The organism is Streptomyces sp. NPDC002537, assembly GCF_053594975.1.
Genome location: NZ_JBSFWT010000001.1, coordinates 119278 through 134124 on the forward strand (window position 1 = coordinate 119278; position 14847 = coordinate 134124).

Consider the following 14847-nt stretch of genomic DNA (forward strand, 5'->3'; position numbering starts at 1 on the left):
ACCACCGTCAGCACGAGGAGAAGCTCCATGTCCGATCTGTACTACGACCCCAACGAGATTCCGCCGCGCCCGAGCGAACCTCCGCCGCACCTGAACCCGGTGCCCGACCGCCCGCCGGAGGAGCCGGAGGGGGAGGGCGGCTCCGTACCCTGGGCGCCGCAGCCCGCGTCTGCCGGAATGGACGGAAACCTCCCGCCGACGCGGATCCCCCAGCCCCCGAACGGCGCACCGGCCACTCCGTCGGACCGGGTCCGGATCGGACTGTGGGGCGCTCCGCACTCCGGCAAGACGACCTATCTGGCGGCGGTGCCCATCGCCGCGATGCAGCAGAGCAGATACGGCCGCGCCGGCTGGGCGGTCAGCGGGATGAACCCGGAGTCCAACGATTTCCTCGCCCGCGGTGTGGCCCGGCTGGCGAGCGACCGGATCTTCCCGGACGCCAGCGTGGGCGTGCAGCCCCTCTCCTGGTCCTTCCAGGGGGAAGGCCGGCCGCCCGGAAAGTTCCGCAGACGGCGGAAGGTCAGCTTCGTGCTGGAGGTCCAGGACGTGGCGGGCGAGGTGTACGGCAGGGACGACGAGCACGCCCTGCGGCCCAGGGTCCTCGACCAACTGGCCCGCTCCCAGGGTCTGATCTACCTCTTCGACCCTTTGCTCGACGGCAAGCCCGCCACGAGGAGCCTCGACTTCTTCTACTCGATGCTCAACGAACTCAACACCCGGGTGCGGGACGCGGGCATGCTCCGACGCAACCGTCTGCCGCACCATGTCTCCGTCTGTGTCACCAAGTTCGACCACCCCGACGTGTTCCGCCCCGCGGTGGAGGCCGGCTGGGTGACACAGGACTCCGTGGGATCCCAGCTGCCCCGCGTGCCCGCCGAGCACGCCACCCGCTACTTCCAGTGGATGTGCGACGAGTTCCGGGGTTCCTCCGCCCGGCTCGTACGGGACGGGCTGGGCACGTTCTTCCACCCGAACCACATCTCCTACTACGTCTCTTCGGCGATCGGTTTCCGCCTCAATCCGCAGCACGTCTTCGACTACCGCAACTATCACAACGTCGAGATCGTCGAAGGCGACGCCCGGATCTGCACCTCGCCCGTGCCCATCAACGTCCTGGAGCCGCTGACCGATCTGGAGCACCGGATCCGCTCGGCCGCGCGCCGCCGGCGGCCGAAGTGAGCGAGGACCACAGCCCCGACGAGCCGACCGCCGAGTGGGCAGTCCTCGGCAAGCATCCGGGCCACAGCATGGGATACGAGGTACTGGACGGCAGCCTGCCGGGAACCCGCGCCCAGCGCTACCTGTGGAGCGCCACCACCGGCACCCCGGACGCCCGCGACCCGGCGGGCGACCTGCCCTGGCGGGTGTTCCTCAGCGGCGCGGACAGGGAGACCCGTTCGGTGTGCGCGGTCGTGGACACCAGCTGGGACGGGTCCAAGGACGGTACCGGCAGGCCGAGTTACACCTGGCGGCTGCTGCTCTTCGAGTGGCAGGAGGCCAGCCGTGCAGGGGTGACCTGGACTGTGCTGGACCGGGCCGTCTCCCCGGCCGAGTCCGCGCCGACCCTCGACGCGGCCTTGGCGACGGCGCGCACTTCGGCCGCCGAACTGGCGGTCACTGTGGACCGGTTGGGATTCGAGTGGGCCGCCGGAATGGCAGCCCTGCTGCTGGACGGCCGCCAGTTGGTGATCACCGCGCCGCCCGGCGGCACGCTGCCCGGCCTCGACGAGCGGGTGCGGACGCTGGACGCCGTCTGCTCGCTGCTGCCGTACGGATGCCGGTCCTGGCTGAGTGGCGCCACTTGGACCGGCAAGTCCGAACACGATCTGCGGCTGGTCTTCGCCGCCTCCGCGCGGACCGGGCAGCAGGAGGCGCCGCTGGGCACCGGCCGTCCGCCGGCCCCGCGGGGCGAGACGGCCGGCCGCTATCTCACCGAGCTGCTGAGGCTGCGGGCGAAGCTGGGGTCGACCGCCGATGTGATGGCCCATCTGCTGGCGGCCACCACCGCCCTCCCCCAGCGCGACGCCGCCCAAGCGGTGCGCGTGCTGCGGGAGCTGGACCTGCTGGACTCGGTGCTGAACGACATCCTGCACGGTCGCGGCCGACTGGACGACGTACAACGGCTGCTGGAACTGCACGCGGTGGAATCGCTGGACGACCGGCAGCTCGGGACTGTGGTGGCCTTCCTGGCCGAGTGTGCCCGGCGTCCCGACGGCGGGACGGCACAGGCCCTGCTGGCGCGGCACTGGACGCCGCAGGTCCCGGAACTGCTCGCCGCCCATGTCGTCGCCGGTCCGGCGTCGAGGCGGACACTCGCACTGGCCAAGGAACACCTGACCCTGCTGCGCGGACTGGAGGGGGCGGACGCCGGCTCGTTCGACCGGCTGTTCACTCTCCTTGCCTGCACACCGGGGTACGACCCGGCCTGGGTCGGCTCCCTCGCCTACATGGTGGAGAAGGAGTTCGGGCACAGCTCCGAATCGGTCGACCGCGTCCTGATCGATTCCCGGGAAGCCGGACTGACCTGGCTGAAGGTACTGCTCCAAGCCCTGCCCCGTGACCTGGGGCCACTGTCCCGCATGGTGGCCCTCGCCGCGGAGACCGGTGTCGACCGCAGGCCGGGCTGGCTGCGCTTCGCCGGGCTGCTCACCGGTGAGTTCGATACGGCCGAGGTCGCCGCGACCGACGCCGCCGAGTTCACGGCCGGGCACCCGGACGCGTGGCGGATCGCCCTGGAGACGGCACGGGACCACGGCCGGCCGGAGGTGATCGGCCCGATGTGGGCCGTCCTGAGGCATCTGGTGCACAGCGGCAGGCACCACGAGGTGCTGCCCGTACTGGACGCCGTGGCACCCCCCGGGGCACCGGAGGTGCCGCCGGAGACGGCCGCCGACGCGGACCTGCTGCGGGCGTCCGCCCCGCTCGGCGGGGCCGGTCCGCAGCTCACCCCGGCCATGCCGCGACTGCGGCGGCTCCGCGCCGACGACCCCGGCCTCGACGCCTACGCCGCCGTGGTCGTCCGGCGCACCGAGAGCGATCCCGAGCTGAAGGACCGGGTGGTCGAGGCACTGCTCGGCGACAAGCCGGACCCCGACAGCGCCTCCTGGACGGTGCTCACCCTCTGGCTGCGGCAGCGACCCAGCATCGACCTGACGGTGCGGGCCGGCCTGGTCCGGCGGCTCACCCTGGCGGCCCACTCCGGCTGGCTCGACCTCGACCTGCCCGAGAACGTCGTGGACGGGCTGGTCAACCGCGACGGGCTGACATGGCTGCGCCCGGTGAGGCAGCTACGGGTGGCTGACGCCGACCGGGCCCCGATCGGCGAGCTCGCCCGGATCGTGGCCGAGGCATGCCCCCACCGCACCATCTCCACCCAACTGCTGGACGAAATCGCCGCGCTCATGGGCCGCTACGGTCCCCCGTTCGCCTTCGAGCTCATAACCGAACTGGACAGACAGGCGGACAGACTCGGACTCGCGCTGTGCAGGATCCTCGGCAGCGATCCGCGGTACCGGGAGGTACGCGATGGACTGGTCCATCTCAACATTGAGCAGCTGAACCGCCACCGCATGCTCCTCGATGAACTGGGCGCCGCCGCACCCGATCCCCACCGGCCCCCCGGGCAGCCGGCGTGGATGCAGCCGCCGGCCCCGTCCGCACCCTCGCAGGTACCACCGGCCCACTCCGGCGCCGACCGCCCTGGCCCTCTTCCCACGGCCGCCGATTACCCGGCGAAGGGCAAGCGGTGGTGGCTTCCCCCCTGGCGCCGGAAGCGGAGGAACCCGTGAACGGCATCGGGATCGACATCGGCAGCCGGTACGCCAGGATCGCCCGCATCGGCGGTCAAGGGGCCCCGGAACCGGTCGAGTTGCCGGGGGCGGTCCCCGGTGAGGGCCTGCCCGTACCGGGCGATGCGGGATCCGGTCACGAGGGCGCGCTGTGTGCGGTGTACTCCGCGTACCGCGGGCAGCACGGCACCCCCGACCGCGTGGTGGCGGTCGTACCGCAGAGCGGCCGCCTGGAACACGCACGCCGTGCGACCGCCGCCCTGACCGAGTTGCACGGCGACGGCCGGGGGCCGCAGCTGCGCACCCTGAGCACTCCTCAGGCGGTGCTGGCGCTGCTCCGGGACGCGGGAACGGCGACGCGGGGGCGGTATGTGGTGTGCGACCTCGGTGCGGCGGCGGCCGAGGTGTCGGTGTGCGTGGTGACGGCCGGCGCGGTGGCCGTGGCGGGAACCGCGCGGCACGCTCCCGCGGACGGCTACGGCGCCCGCCTGGACGCGGCCCTCCTGGCGGAGGCCGGCCTGGCCGCCGACGAGGCGGGACGGCGGGCGCTCGCCGCCGCACGGGCCGAGGACGGCGCCGCGCAGCGCCTGGACCTTGCCCTCGAACGGGCCGAAGGCCGCCCCGAGCGCTGGGACGCCACCGTCGTCCACCGCGTGGCGGGACGCGACATCACCGCGGGCACGGTCCGCTCGGCCCTGCGGCGGCTGACGGCCGGCCTGGACCTGGCGCTGTCCGAGGCACTGGGCAACAGCTCTTCCTGCGGTACAGCACCCCCTGGCAGCGGCCACGGCGACGACCCCGACCGGTATCTGGTCGCCGTCGGCGGCGCCGCCCGGTTCGCGCCACTGGTGCGCCATCCGGCCGGCGGCGGATGGCGCCTCGCTCCGCTGCCCGCCGGCACCGATCCCTCGCTCGCCGCGGTCTTCGGCGCCGCACTCGTCGCCGCGGGCCGCATCGACCCGGCGGACCGCTATCCGTACGCCGTGTGCGTGGGCGCCCAGCAGACGGTCGCGGGACGGCTTGAGGACCAGGAGCTGGTCATCAGCGGGGCCGGACACCTGGAGCCCGGTGGCGAAACGGTCTACGCGCAGCGGGCCGGGCAACGGCTGCGTGTCCGGACCGGACCCGCGGGAGCAGCCGTCGGGCGGCCGGTGCAGGTGCGGGTGCGCGATCCGGAGCGGGGCATGAGCGCGCCGGTCCGCACCCTGACGCTGCCGGGTGGCACCGAGGACGACCGTTTCCATGTGGGCGTACGCCTCGCCGTGGACGGGACGGCCCGGTTGGTGCTGCAACCTCTCGGCCCGGGAGCGCCCGCGGAGTTCCCGCTCGGCGACCTGCCGACCGATCTCAGGACCGATCCCAAGGGAGTGCCTTCGTGAAGCACATCAGCCCGTCGTGGCCGCTCCGGTTCGGCTGGAGATGCGCCGCCGTACTCGCGGCCACGCTGCTGGCGGCCTCGCCGGTCGTGGTGGCGCACGCGGCACCCGAAGCCGGCGGCGGGGCTCCGAGCCGTGCCGAGATCTATCAGGAACTCGGGCTGGACCAGGAGCCCGCGGACTACGCGATCCTCGTGGACACCTCCGGTTCCATGGCGGAGGACAGCCGCTACAGCACCGTCCGTTCCACGCTGCGCCAGTTCCTGGACGGCCTCACGTCCAAGGACCATGTCGCACTGTTCACCTTCGACTCCCGGCCCGAGGCGCGGTACATCGGCCCGGCCGGCAGCGCCGAGACGATCGTCTCGGCGCTGCCGACTGCGCCCAATCCCGAGGGTGACACCGACATCGGCGCCGCGCTGAACGCCGCACTGACCGAGCTCGATCGCGACGGCGCCTCCTCGGCGGCCTCGGTCGTACTGCTCACCGACGGTGAGCATCACCCTCCCCGCGGTTCCCGCTACCCCACCGACAGCGGAGGCCCCTGGACCGCACTGCGGCAGCGTGCGCAGGGGATCGCCGAACGCACCGACCTCGCGGGATACGCCCTGCCGTTGGGCAGCGGGGCGACGGGCGCGCAACTGCTCGGGAACGTCGTGCAGAACACCTCCGTGCTGCAGCCGCAGAGCATCCAGGACCTGGGCTCCTACCTGGCGCGGGCGGGCGACGGTGTCCGGGCCCGCAAAGCCGGGCTGCTGCTGGCGAAGGACGCCGGCCAGGGGGTGAGCGCCGCCTGGCAGGGTGGCGTCGCGACCGACGTCACCGACGGCCGGGCGACCGCGAAGCTCACCCTGCGCTCCACGACCCGTCGTCTGCCACTGACCGTCGACGGGCTGCGGGCGAGCCTCGCCGATCCGTCCCTCGACGTCAGCGGGCTGCCGGACGAGGTGACCCTGCAACCGGGTGCGTCCCGGACCTTCGAGGTAGGGCTGCGTGGGCGGCTGACGGCCGGCGTACTGCCGTACCGGCGGACCGAGCACCGCGATGCGACGCTGCTCCTGGCGGGCCGGGTCCGCTCGTCGTGGGAGCGGCCGCTCGCGGGGGACGTCAAGCTGGACATACCGCGTGCCATACGTGTCGGGCAGCAGGCGGTGCCGCTGCGGGCCACGGTGGGGTCGGTGGTCTTCCTGCCCGCGCTGGTGACCGCCCTCGTGCTGCTGGGGCTGGGCACATGGCTGTGGTGGCGACGTGTCAACCAGCCACCGCTGCAGGGTGAGTTGCTGCTGGCACCGGCCTTCGGTGAGCAACTGCCGGTCCGGGTCAGGCTGGACGGCCGCCGGGTGGTGCTGCGGCCGTCGCCATCGGTGGGCGGGCGCGGGCGGGTGCAGGGCAGACTCCGATCCACCGAGCAGGGGCCGCAGGTCGACCTGCGGATCCGGTACACACCCGACGGTTCCACCGCCCGGGAGAGCCGGGCCACATGCCGGCCCGGAGGCAGGGTCGTGGTCGGCGGGGTGTCCTTCACCCATGTGCCGGAACCGGCACCCGCACCGGCCGAGGGGCTGCCGCGATGACCGGCACCGCCCTGAACGTGGCGGCCACCAGGGTCGGCACCGAGGCCCTCGGACCCGGCGTGCGGTCCGCGCTGTGGGTCCAGGGCTGCCCCTTCCACTGCGCCGGGTGCATGGCCACGGACTGGATCCCCTTCCGACCCGCCCGCCGCGCCGGTCCCCGGGAGCTGGCCGAGGAGTTGCTCGACGACCCCCGGGTGGACGGGCTGACCTTCTCGGGGGGTGAGCCGATGGCGCAGGCGGCCGGGCTGGCCGAAGTGGCCCGACTGGCCCGGGAGATACGGGATGTGTCCGTGATCTGTTTCACCGGCTACCGGCTGGAGCGGCTGCGGACCCGGCCGCCCTCCCCCGGCGTTCCCGACCTCCTGGGCGAGGTCGACGTGTTGATCGACGGGCTGTACGTGACCGCGCTCGACGACGGGCGCGGGCTGCGCGGCAGCTCCAACCAGCGGGTCCATCACCTCACCGGACGGCACGTCGACGGCGGCTACGACTTCACGGACCGGCCGCGAACCGCCGAGATCGCCGTCATCGGCCCGGAGGCACTGCTCATCGGGGTGCCTCCGAAGGGGCTGGTCGACGCCTTCGACAGCGCGGTCGACACGGTCCGCGCCCGTGCGTCCACACCCGTCCGCCACACCAGTCAGGCCGTACGTACGGCCGCCGGAGAACAGGAACGCGATGAGCGGTAGGAAGTCCATCCAGGTCGAAGAGTCCGAGTGGTACCGCATCCAGCGCCAGGCCCAGGAGCTGGGGATGGTGCAACGCGAGGTCCCCCAACTGATCGACGCAGTGCGCCGACAGACGAGGGCCGACCTCGACCGTACCTTCGCCCGGGTCGATCTCAGGCAGCAACGACACGACGCACTGGTCCGCAAACTGAGCGACCAGACACGCAAGTTGGAGCAGGACACCGCGCGGCGGCTGCGCCGGCAGGCCACTGATCTGCGCGGAGAACTGGCCGCCGGCGCCGGGCAGATCCGGGAGGAGACCCGGCAGAGGCTGGCCGAACAGCAGGAACAGACGCGTCAGGCGATCGCCTCCGAACGCGCCGAGCGTCGCGCCGAAATGGCCCGCGTGTCCGCGCGGATCGACACCATCGACAAGGACCGGGCACAGGCCGGGCAGCTGGTGCAGGCATGGATGTCCGACGCTCGGGCGATGACGGCGGCGATCGACGAGGCCGGACTGCACGAGCGGTACGTACCCGGCGAGCTGGACCGGCTGTCAGGCCGGCTGGCGACGGCGGAGCAGAACGCGGCACAGGGCAGGTTCGACGCGGCACTCGCGGTGGCCCAGGAGACATACCACTCGCTGAGCGAGCTGCGCACGGAGACGGAGCAGCAGGAACTGGAGCGCTGTACAGCCCAGATGGCGGCGATCGACGCCCTGGTCACCGTGGAGAACGAGATCGAGGGCAGCCTGATCCAGCCGGTGCTCGGCCCTGACGGGGTACCGGTGGACGGCTGCACGGTGGACGTCGGCTTCTGGTCGCAGGGCGAACTCGACCGGCTGCGGGAGGAGACCGCGCACGGGCTGGCCTGCGCGCGTGACGACCGGACCGGCACCGACGAACTGCGCCGTCTACGGGAGCAGGAGGCGTCCCGGCTGGAAGGTGTGCTCGGTGACACCGTGGGGCGGGCGTGTCTGCGGCATCTGGCCTCACAGACCCGGGTGAACCTGGCGGACGCCGTGGTGCAGGCACTCGGCCGGACCGCCTACTACGAATTCGTCGACGGCGAGTACCAGGACGCGGACCCCCGGGGCACCTACTACGCCAAGCTCGTCCATGAGAACGGCAACGAGATCGTCCTGGACATCTCGTCGGCCGAGGCGGACTCCGGCCGGCACGTGGTCCGGGTGCTGTCGTACGACCACGACATCACCGCTGAGGCGCAGCTCCAGGAGCGGGCCGCGGCGATCGGCCAGGCCCTGGCGGACGAGGGCCACCCGGTACCGGAAGCGCCCACGTCGGAGCCGGGGGCGCCGGACCCGGAGCTGCGCGACATCCAACGCCACCGCGAGAAGCCGGCGCGTCCCGAGCCGGAGCGTCCCGTGGCGGGCGGCGCATGAACGAGGTGCCACCCCCCGCCCCCGGGCCGGTGGTGGAACGGTTCGACGGAGTCGTCCTGCACAGCGGCGAGCCGTTCGCCATCCTTTACGGCCCGGGGGTGAGGGACGTCTTCGTCGACACCGCCTACCAGGTGTGCAGGCTGGAGCAGGTGCTGTGGCGGCTGCTGCACGCCCAGGGCTACGAACGGATCGTGTTCGGCTCGACCGACCATCCGGTGTACTTCCGGGACTCCGCCTCACGCGACCGGAGCCGCAGGAGCACCACCGCGCACAGGAGCACACCGACGGGCCCCCGCACCATGCGCACCCCGGGCATGAGCGGACCGATGGGCAATCTCCTGGTGACCGGAGCAGGCGCGCCCGCCGAGGAACAGAGCCCGGCGGGGCCGCCGCCGGCGTCGGGGCTGAGCGACCCCCACGCGGTGATGACCCTGACCGGTTATCTCCAGCAGCCCGCGCCCCGGACGGCGGTCGTCATCCCCCACGCCGAGAACTATCTGCGCTACAACCAGGCACCGAGGGCTTTGGCCGGTGCGATGGCCAACTGGGCCAGGCACCACGGCAACGGCAATCTGTGGGTGCTGGTCTTCGAGCAGCCCACCCTGGACGACGTGACACGGTACGTGGAGAGGTGCCACGCCTACCCCCTCCTGGAGACGTTCGTACGCGCGCAGGCCGGGCATCCCGGACGGTCCGGTACCGCCAGGATCGACTATCCGCAGGCGGCCGAGACGGAGCGGCTGATCCACACGGTGCGCCTTCGCTCCGGTCTGCGGCTCGGCGACTGGCGGGAACTGGACACGATCGTCAGGGCGATGGCGACGAATCCCGACACGGCACGTGCCTGGAAGGCGTGGCTGGAAGAGCTGGCCGCGACTCCGGACACCGCGCTGACGGTGGCAGCGGTGCGCGACAAGGGCGTGATCGTCTCCACGTCCGACCCCCGCGGCCCCTGGGAACGGCTGGCGGCCATGCCCGGCCTCGAAGCGGTCCGAGAGCACTTCGGACAACTGCGCTCCGAGGTCGAGACGTTGGAGGCGCTACGGTCCGAGGGCCGCGCCACGACAGCCGAACCTCCGGCCCTGCACCTGGTGTTCAGCGGAAACCCGGGCACCGGCAAGACCACGGTGGCCCGGCTGGTCGGCGAGCTCTACCGCGACCTGGGGCTGCTGACACGGGGCCATGTCGTCGAGCCGAAGATCTCGGACCTGGTGGGCCGCTACGTCGGCCACACGGCGGGGCTGACCAACACGGCTGTCGACAATGCCCTGGACGGCGTGCTGTTCATCGACGAGGCGTACGCACTGAGCGACCAGCGCGAGGGGTTCGGCGACGAGGCCATTCAGGCACTGGTCGCCCGTATGGAGAACGACCGCGGCCGGCTGGTCGTGATCCTCGCCGGATACCCGGACAAGATGGAGGAGTTCCTCAAATCCAACGACGGCCTGCGGAGCCGGGTCTCCGTTCTCCATTTCCCCGACTATCCCCCGGACACCCTGCACGCCATCGCGCTGAACCGGCTGACCGACCGTGGCGCGACGGCCTCGTCCGAGACCGAGGCCCGGTTGCGGGAGATCGTCTTCGGGATGTACCGCACGCGTGACAAGTACTTCGGCAACGCCCGCGACATGCGCACCCTCGCCGACGACGTCTTCAAGCAGTGGTCCGGCCGGGTGCGCACCCAGGTGAACGAACCGGTCGCCCCCGAGGACATCCCCGAGAGCTACCGCACCCACCTCCCCCGGCCCGCGCCGGATCCCGCGGAGCTGCTGGCCGAACTCGACCAGTACGTGGGACTCGGGCCGGTCCGGAAGACGCTGACGGAACTGGCCAACCGGCTACGGCTGCGGCAGGCGCAGGGTCAGGGCGGGTTCGCCCCTCCGCATCTGCTGTTCACCGGGCCGCCGGGGACCGGCAAGACCACGGTGGCGCGGCTGGTCGGAAGGATGTTCCGCGACCTGGGCCTGCTGCACAAAGGGCATGTGAAGGAAGCCGGACGCGCCACCCTGGTCGGCCAGTACCAGGGGCAGACGGCACCACTGGTACGCAAGGCCTTCGAAGACGCGATGGACGGCGTGCTGTTCATCGACGAGGCCTACAGCCTCATCAGCGATATCCGGCACGGGGGCTACGGGAAGGAGGCGATCGACACCCTGGTCCAGGAGATGGAGAACCGGCGCGGCCGCCTGGTGGTGATCGCCGCCGGCTACCCCCGGGAGATAGACGCCTTTCTCGCCACCAACCCGGGCCTGCCCTCCCGCTTCACCACCCGCGTCCCCTTCGACCACTACAGCACGGAGGAGTTGGTCGAAATCCTTCGCCGCATGGCGGCTGAACAGAACGACACGCTGGGCGAGGGGGTGAGGGAGCGGGCCGCGGCCTGGCTCGAAGCGATCCAGCGGGCCCGCCCAGCCGAGTTCGGCAACGCCCGCACGGTCCGCATACTGCTGGAACTCATGGAGGCGAGGATGGCGGAGCGTTACGTCCGTGGGGGTGCCGGGGGCGCGGCGCCGCCCTCGGAGCACGTGCCCGACGACGTCCCCGCCCCGGACGCCGGCTGACCGTCATGTCACCGCGCCCAGGGGACCACGAACCGCCCTTCCCGGTCCCGCCCTTCGCGTCCGGCGATCACCCGGTGGAGGATCTCGTCGGCGGTGCGCAGGCGGCGTTCCATCTCGACAGTCGCCGCCTCCACGTCGGCAAGTGAGAGTCGCTGCTCCGGGGTGACGGTGCCGCTGGGCGCGCCCTGCGGCTCGCTGAGCGATCGGGCCAGGTCCCGGTCGGCCTCCGCGTACCTGTGCAGCGAGGCGAGCCTCCCACCGCAGACGTCCTGGATCCGCTCCAAACGGGCCTGGCATTCGGCGAGTTGGCTGACGCCCTCCCTGTACTTCTCCTCCGCGTCGGCCAGCTCGCCCTGCGCGGCGGCGGCCCGGTCGAGGATCTGCCGGGTCCGGGGGGTGAGGACAGCGAGCTGGTCCTCGGAGAGGCGTACCAGAGCCTCGCTGCTGGTGCGCAGCGCCTCGTCGACTCCGGCGCCCCGGCCGCGCAGGGCGGTCAGCCGCCCTGTGATGACCTCCTGCTGCTCCTGGAGAGCGTCGAGGGCGAGCACCCGCTGCTCCAGGCGGTGTAGTTCGTCGACCTGGCGGCGCAGCGTCTCGTGTTCGGCGAGCCGATTGCGCAGCGCCTCTTCGGTGGCGCGCAGTTTCTCCAAGTCGGCACGGGCTGTCGCGACGCGTTCGGTCAGCTCGGTGTGCTGTCGCATCCGGTCCCCGATGTCTCCGGCGACCCGGTCCCCGGGGGCTGCCGCAGCGAGCAGTGCGGGCAGCAGTGCGTCGAGCGCGCGGCCCTCCTCCAGGGCTTCGTCCAGGGCGAACAGCGTACCGAGCGCGTGAGTGCCGCCCGCGCTGTCGTCCACCTGTTCCAGCGCCTGTGCGGCCCAGCCGAAGGCCAGACGGAGCACCCGGAGGGCGCTTTCGGCTTCCGGCCGGCCGGTGTCCGTCACGATGGCGGCGATCTCGCGTCGGGCATCGCTCACGACGGTCTCCGTCCTCTCCGGGTGGGCCGGCTCGGCGAAGCCGACACGGAGCCGCTTCGCCGGAACATCATCGCATCCCCGGGCCCATGCCGGCCCATTGTTCCGGCCTTTACCGTCAAACGGCCGGGAAGCCTCGGCGAATCACTCAACCATCATGATCGCAGGGGGATTTCATGACCGAGGCAGCATCCTTCACGGGACCGGTCGGCACCTGCCTGAACGTTGAGGTGTCCCCCTGAGTGTGGATAGAAGGGTTCATGCTGCGAGTGTGATTCCACGCCCGCCCTCGGAAGTATCGATCGTCAGTCGAGGTCGGCACTCCACCACCAGGCGATGCCCGGGTACGTCAGCGGCCCCCCGCTTCCTGCCGATGGAGTGTCAGTAAGAGCGTTGGGGATCAGCTCTTGCTCCGAGCATTGGGAGGCGCGGCGACCGTTGGCGAACACCGTGTGAGGGGCGTAGCGGGGGGCGTGCGGGGCCCAGTCGAAGCGGGCAGCCCCGCCCACCCCCTTCGTGGTTTTGTGTTTCCTCCCTTCAGAACCTCCCGCCTCGCGTGCATACTGGGGGCTCGGAAAGGTACCCGGGGTGCGCGGCCGACGGTCCGGGGTTCTCCTCGGGCGTTACCAGGGCCGGGGTCTGACGGTTCGTCATCCGGTGGGGACGTCGGAGGAGGTCACCCGAGGTTCCCTCCTCGGTCGGCACCCATGGGAAACATCGCGCGTGGCCCGAGTTCCACACTTCTCAGGAGCCGTCTTGCACATACCGAAATATGTCACCGCCGTCTGTGCCACCGCCGCGGCGACGGTCTTGGCCACCTCCACGTCCGCGGCCGCGGAGACCGGCCCTGAGCAGGACAATTTCCTTCCCGCTATGGTCCATTCCATCCTCCGCCTCGACATCGATCCGCCGGGCGCCAATGACTGGAACTGCCGTCCCAGCGCCGCCCACCCGCGTCCGGTCGTCCTGGTGCACGGTACCTACGAGAACCGCTACAACAACTGGGCCCGGATGTCCCCCGAGTTGAAGGCCCAGGGCTACTGCGTCTACGCCCTCGACTACGGCGACACCGACGACGCCGGAGTGGCTCTCGCTCCCACTGTCAAGGGTTACGGAGACATCAGGAAGTCCTCCAAGGAGCTGGCCGCCTTCGTGGACAAGGTGCTCGCTGCCGGCGGCTCCGGCCAGGTGGACCTTGTCGGCCACTCCCAGGGCGGGACCCTGGCCCGCTGGTATCTCAGGGCCGACGGAGGCGCGAACCCGACCGACCCCTCGAAGAACAAGGTCAAGAAGGTCGTCCAGCTCGGCGCGACCAACCACGGCACCACCATGAGCGGCATCGAGACTCTCGCCGACAAGCTCCACATGCTGGGCCCCGGGGAGAAGGTCTTGGGGAAGGCGGGCATCCAGCAGTACGAGAAATCCGACTTCATCAAGGAGCTCAACGCCGGCGGGGACACCGTTCCCGGGATCGACTACACCGTGATCGGCACGAAGTACGACGAGATCACCACCCCCTGGCAGAGCACGTTCATGACGGCGGGCCCCGGAGCAACGGTGCAGAACATCACCTTGCAGGAGGGCTGCTTCGTCGACCTCTCCGCCCACCTGAGCATGACGTACAGCCCGCGTGCGGTCGGACTGGTCAAGCGGGCCCTGGACCCCTCAGCCCCGGCAGCGCCCTGTGCGCCGAGGGCGCCCGCCTTCTGATTCCGGCCCGAAGGTCCGCCTTGGCCGATCCCGACCGTCAGCCGGCCGCCGGAGGATGCCGGAAAGCAAGGCGGCCGACTCCGCCCTCCAGTCCCGTGAAGATCTGGCGGCCGCCATTCCGGACGGTCTTCAACGCCCTGGTTCACCCCAGGGAACTCAACCGCACCTGGCGGTCCGGGTTGTCCTTGTCCGGCCATGGTGCTGGAGATGCCTGCCCCCGTCGTCGCCTATGCCCGCGGTTACTGCCAGGTCACCACAACTCGCCTCGCATCCGAGGCCGGTGCGGACGCCGATCATCCATGCATCACAGTCCGGGCAGGACCGCGGGTACGGCGGTGGAGGAGGCGGTGGGGCGCCGACGTAGCCGGACTTCGGGGGCTGCTTCCGCCGCGGCGGCGCCGGCACGGCCCGCGGTCGCAGCATCCCCACCCGAGCCAGGACCTGGCCGACTGCGGTCCACAGGTACGGCAGTTCGTCCAGTGCCTCTTCGGGCACCGGGTCGTGCCCCTCGGCATCCCGCAGAGCCAAGGCCAGGCGGATCATCTCGGCGACCTTCCGGACCCACGCCTTGCTCAGGCCGTGCTCACCGCCGAACACGGCCGCTTCGGCGATGGCCTCCTCGTAGCCGTCCAGAGGACGGGCGAGGATGCTGCGCACGGTCTCGATCGACAGCGTCGTGCGCTTCATCGCAAACAGGGCCTGCTGGCCGGTGACAGTGGGCGGCAGCACCGCCTGGTTGTCGCGGGCGAGTGCTTCGCGGGCGGCCCACGATCGCGCCTCTCATGAGGTGCTTCACG

The 14847-nt window shown here is 71.4% G+C and carries 10 protein-coding genes; 8 read left to right on the plus strand and 2 right to left on the minus strand.

From position 1 onward, the window contains the following. The first annotated feature begins 27 nt into the window (after window positions 1-27). Genes ACWD4A_RS00245 through ACWD4A_RS00275 form a run of 7 tightly spaced genes read left to right on the plus strand, consistent with a single transcriptional unit; the run spans window position 28 to window position 11369 of the window. Window positions 28-1179 (plus strand): hypothetical protein, encoded by a 1152-nt coding sequence (locus tag ACWD4A_RS00245; protein WP_451187314.1) that lies wholly within the window; start codon window positions 28-30, stop codon window positions 1177-1179. Beyond that, window positions 1176-3788, plus strand: coding sequence for a hypothetical protein (locus ACWD4A_RS00250; RefSeq protein WP_451187317.1), 2613 nt, complete (start codon window positions 1176-1178; stop codon window positions 3786-3788). Before ACWD4A_RS00245 ends, ACWD4A_RS00250 begins: the two co-directional genes overlap by 4 nt. After that, window positions 3785-5167, plus strand: coding sequence for a hypothetical protein (locus ACWD4A_RS00255; RefSeq protein ID WP_451187320.1), 1383 nt, complete (start codon window positions 3785-3787; stop codon window positions 5165-5167). The genes ACWD4A_RS00250 and ACWD4A_RS00255 overlap by 4 nt, the downstream gene beginning before the upstream one ends. Further along, window positions 5164-6738: a vWA domain-containing protein gene (locus ACWD4A_RS00260; RefSeq protein ID WP_451187323.1), complete on the plus strand. Its 1575-nt coding sequence runs from the start codon at window positions 5164-5166 to the stop codon at window positions 6736-6738. The genes ACWD4A_RS00255 and ACWD4A_RS00260 overlap by 4 nt, the downstream gene beginning before the upstream one ends. Then, a complete protein-coding gene (locus ACWD4A_RS00265; protein WP_451187326.1) occupies window positions 6735-7427 on the plus strand; it encodes a 4Fe-4S single cluster domain-containing protein in 693 nt (230 codons plus the stop codon). The genes ACWD4A_RS00260 and ACWD4A_RS00265 overlap by 4 nt, the downstream gene beginning before the upstream one ends. Further along, window positions 7417-8808 (plus strand): hypothetical protein, encoded by a 1392-nt coding sequence (locus tag ACWD4A_RS00270; protein WP_451187329.1) that lies wholly within the window; start codon window positions 7417-7419, stop codon window positions 8806-8808. The genes ACWD4A_RS00265 and ACWD4A_RS00270 overlap by 11 nt, the downstream gene beginning before the upstream one ends. Beyond that, window positions 8805-11369, plus strand: a complete 2565-nt coding sequence (locus ACWD4A_RS00275) for an AAA family ATPase (protein ID WP_451187332.1) — start codon at window positions 8805-8807, stop codon at window positions 11367-11369. The genes ACWD4A_RS00270 and ACWD4A_RS00275 overlap by 4 nt, the downstream gene beginning before the upstream one ends. 8 nt (window positions 11370-11377) lie before the next feature. On the opposite strand, the gene ACWD4A_RS00280 is transcribed toward ACWD4A_RS00275, so the two are convergent. Continuing rightward, complete coding sequence (locus tag ACWD4A_RS00280) at window positions 11378-12343, minus strand: hypothetical protein (RefSeq protein WP_451187335.1); 966 nt, start codon at window positions 12341-12343, stop codon at window positions 11378-11380. Between the two features lie 753 nt (window positions 12344-13096). Here ACWD4A_RS00280 and ACWD4A_RS00285 point away from each other — a divergent pair. Next, on the plus strand, window positions 13097-14050 hold the full coding sequence (locus ACWD4A_RS00285) for an esterase/lipase family protein (protein WP_451187338.1): 954 nt from the start codon (window positions 13097-13099) through the stop codon (window positions 14048-14050). A 156-nt stretch (window positions 14051-14206) separates the two neighbouring features. Here the strand turns inward: ACWD4A_RS00285 and ACWD4A_RS00290 are convergent, their stop codons facing one another. Beyond that, the gene (locus tag ACWD4A_RS00290) at window positions 14207-14779 is read right to left on the minus strand and encodes a hypothetical protein (protein WP_451187341.1); all 573 of its coding nucleotides are present in this window, start codon (window positions 14777-14779) and stop codon (window positions 14207-14209) included. Window positions 14780-14847: the final 68 nt, after the last annotated feature.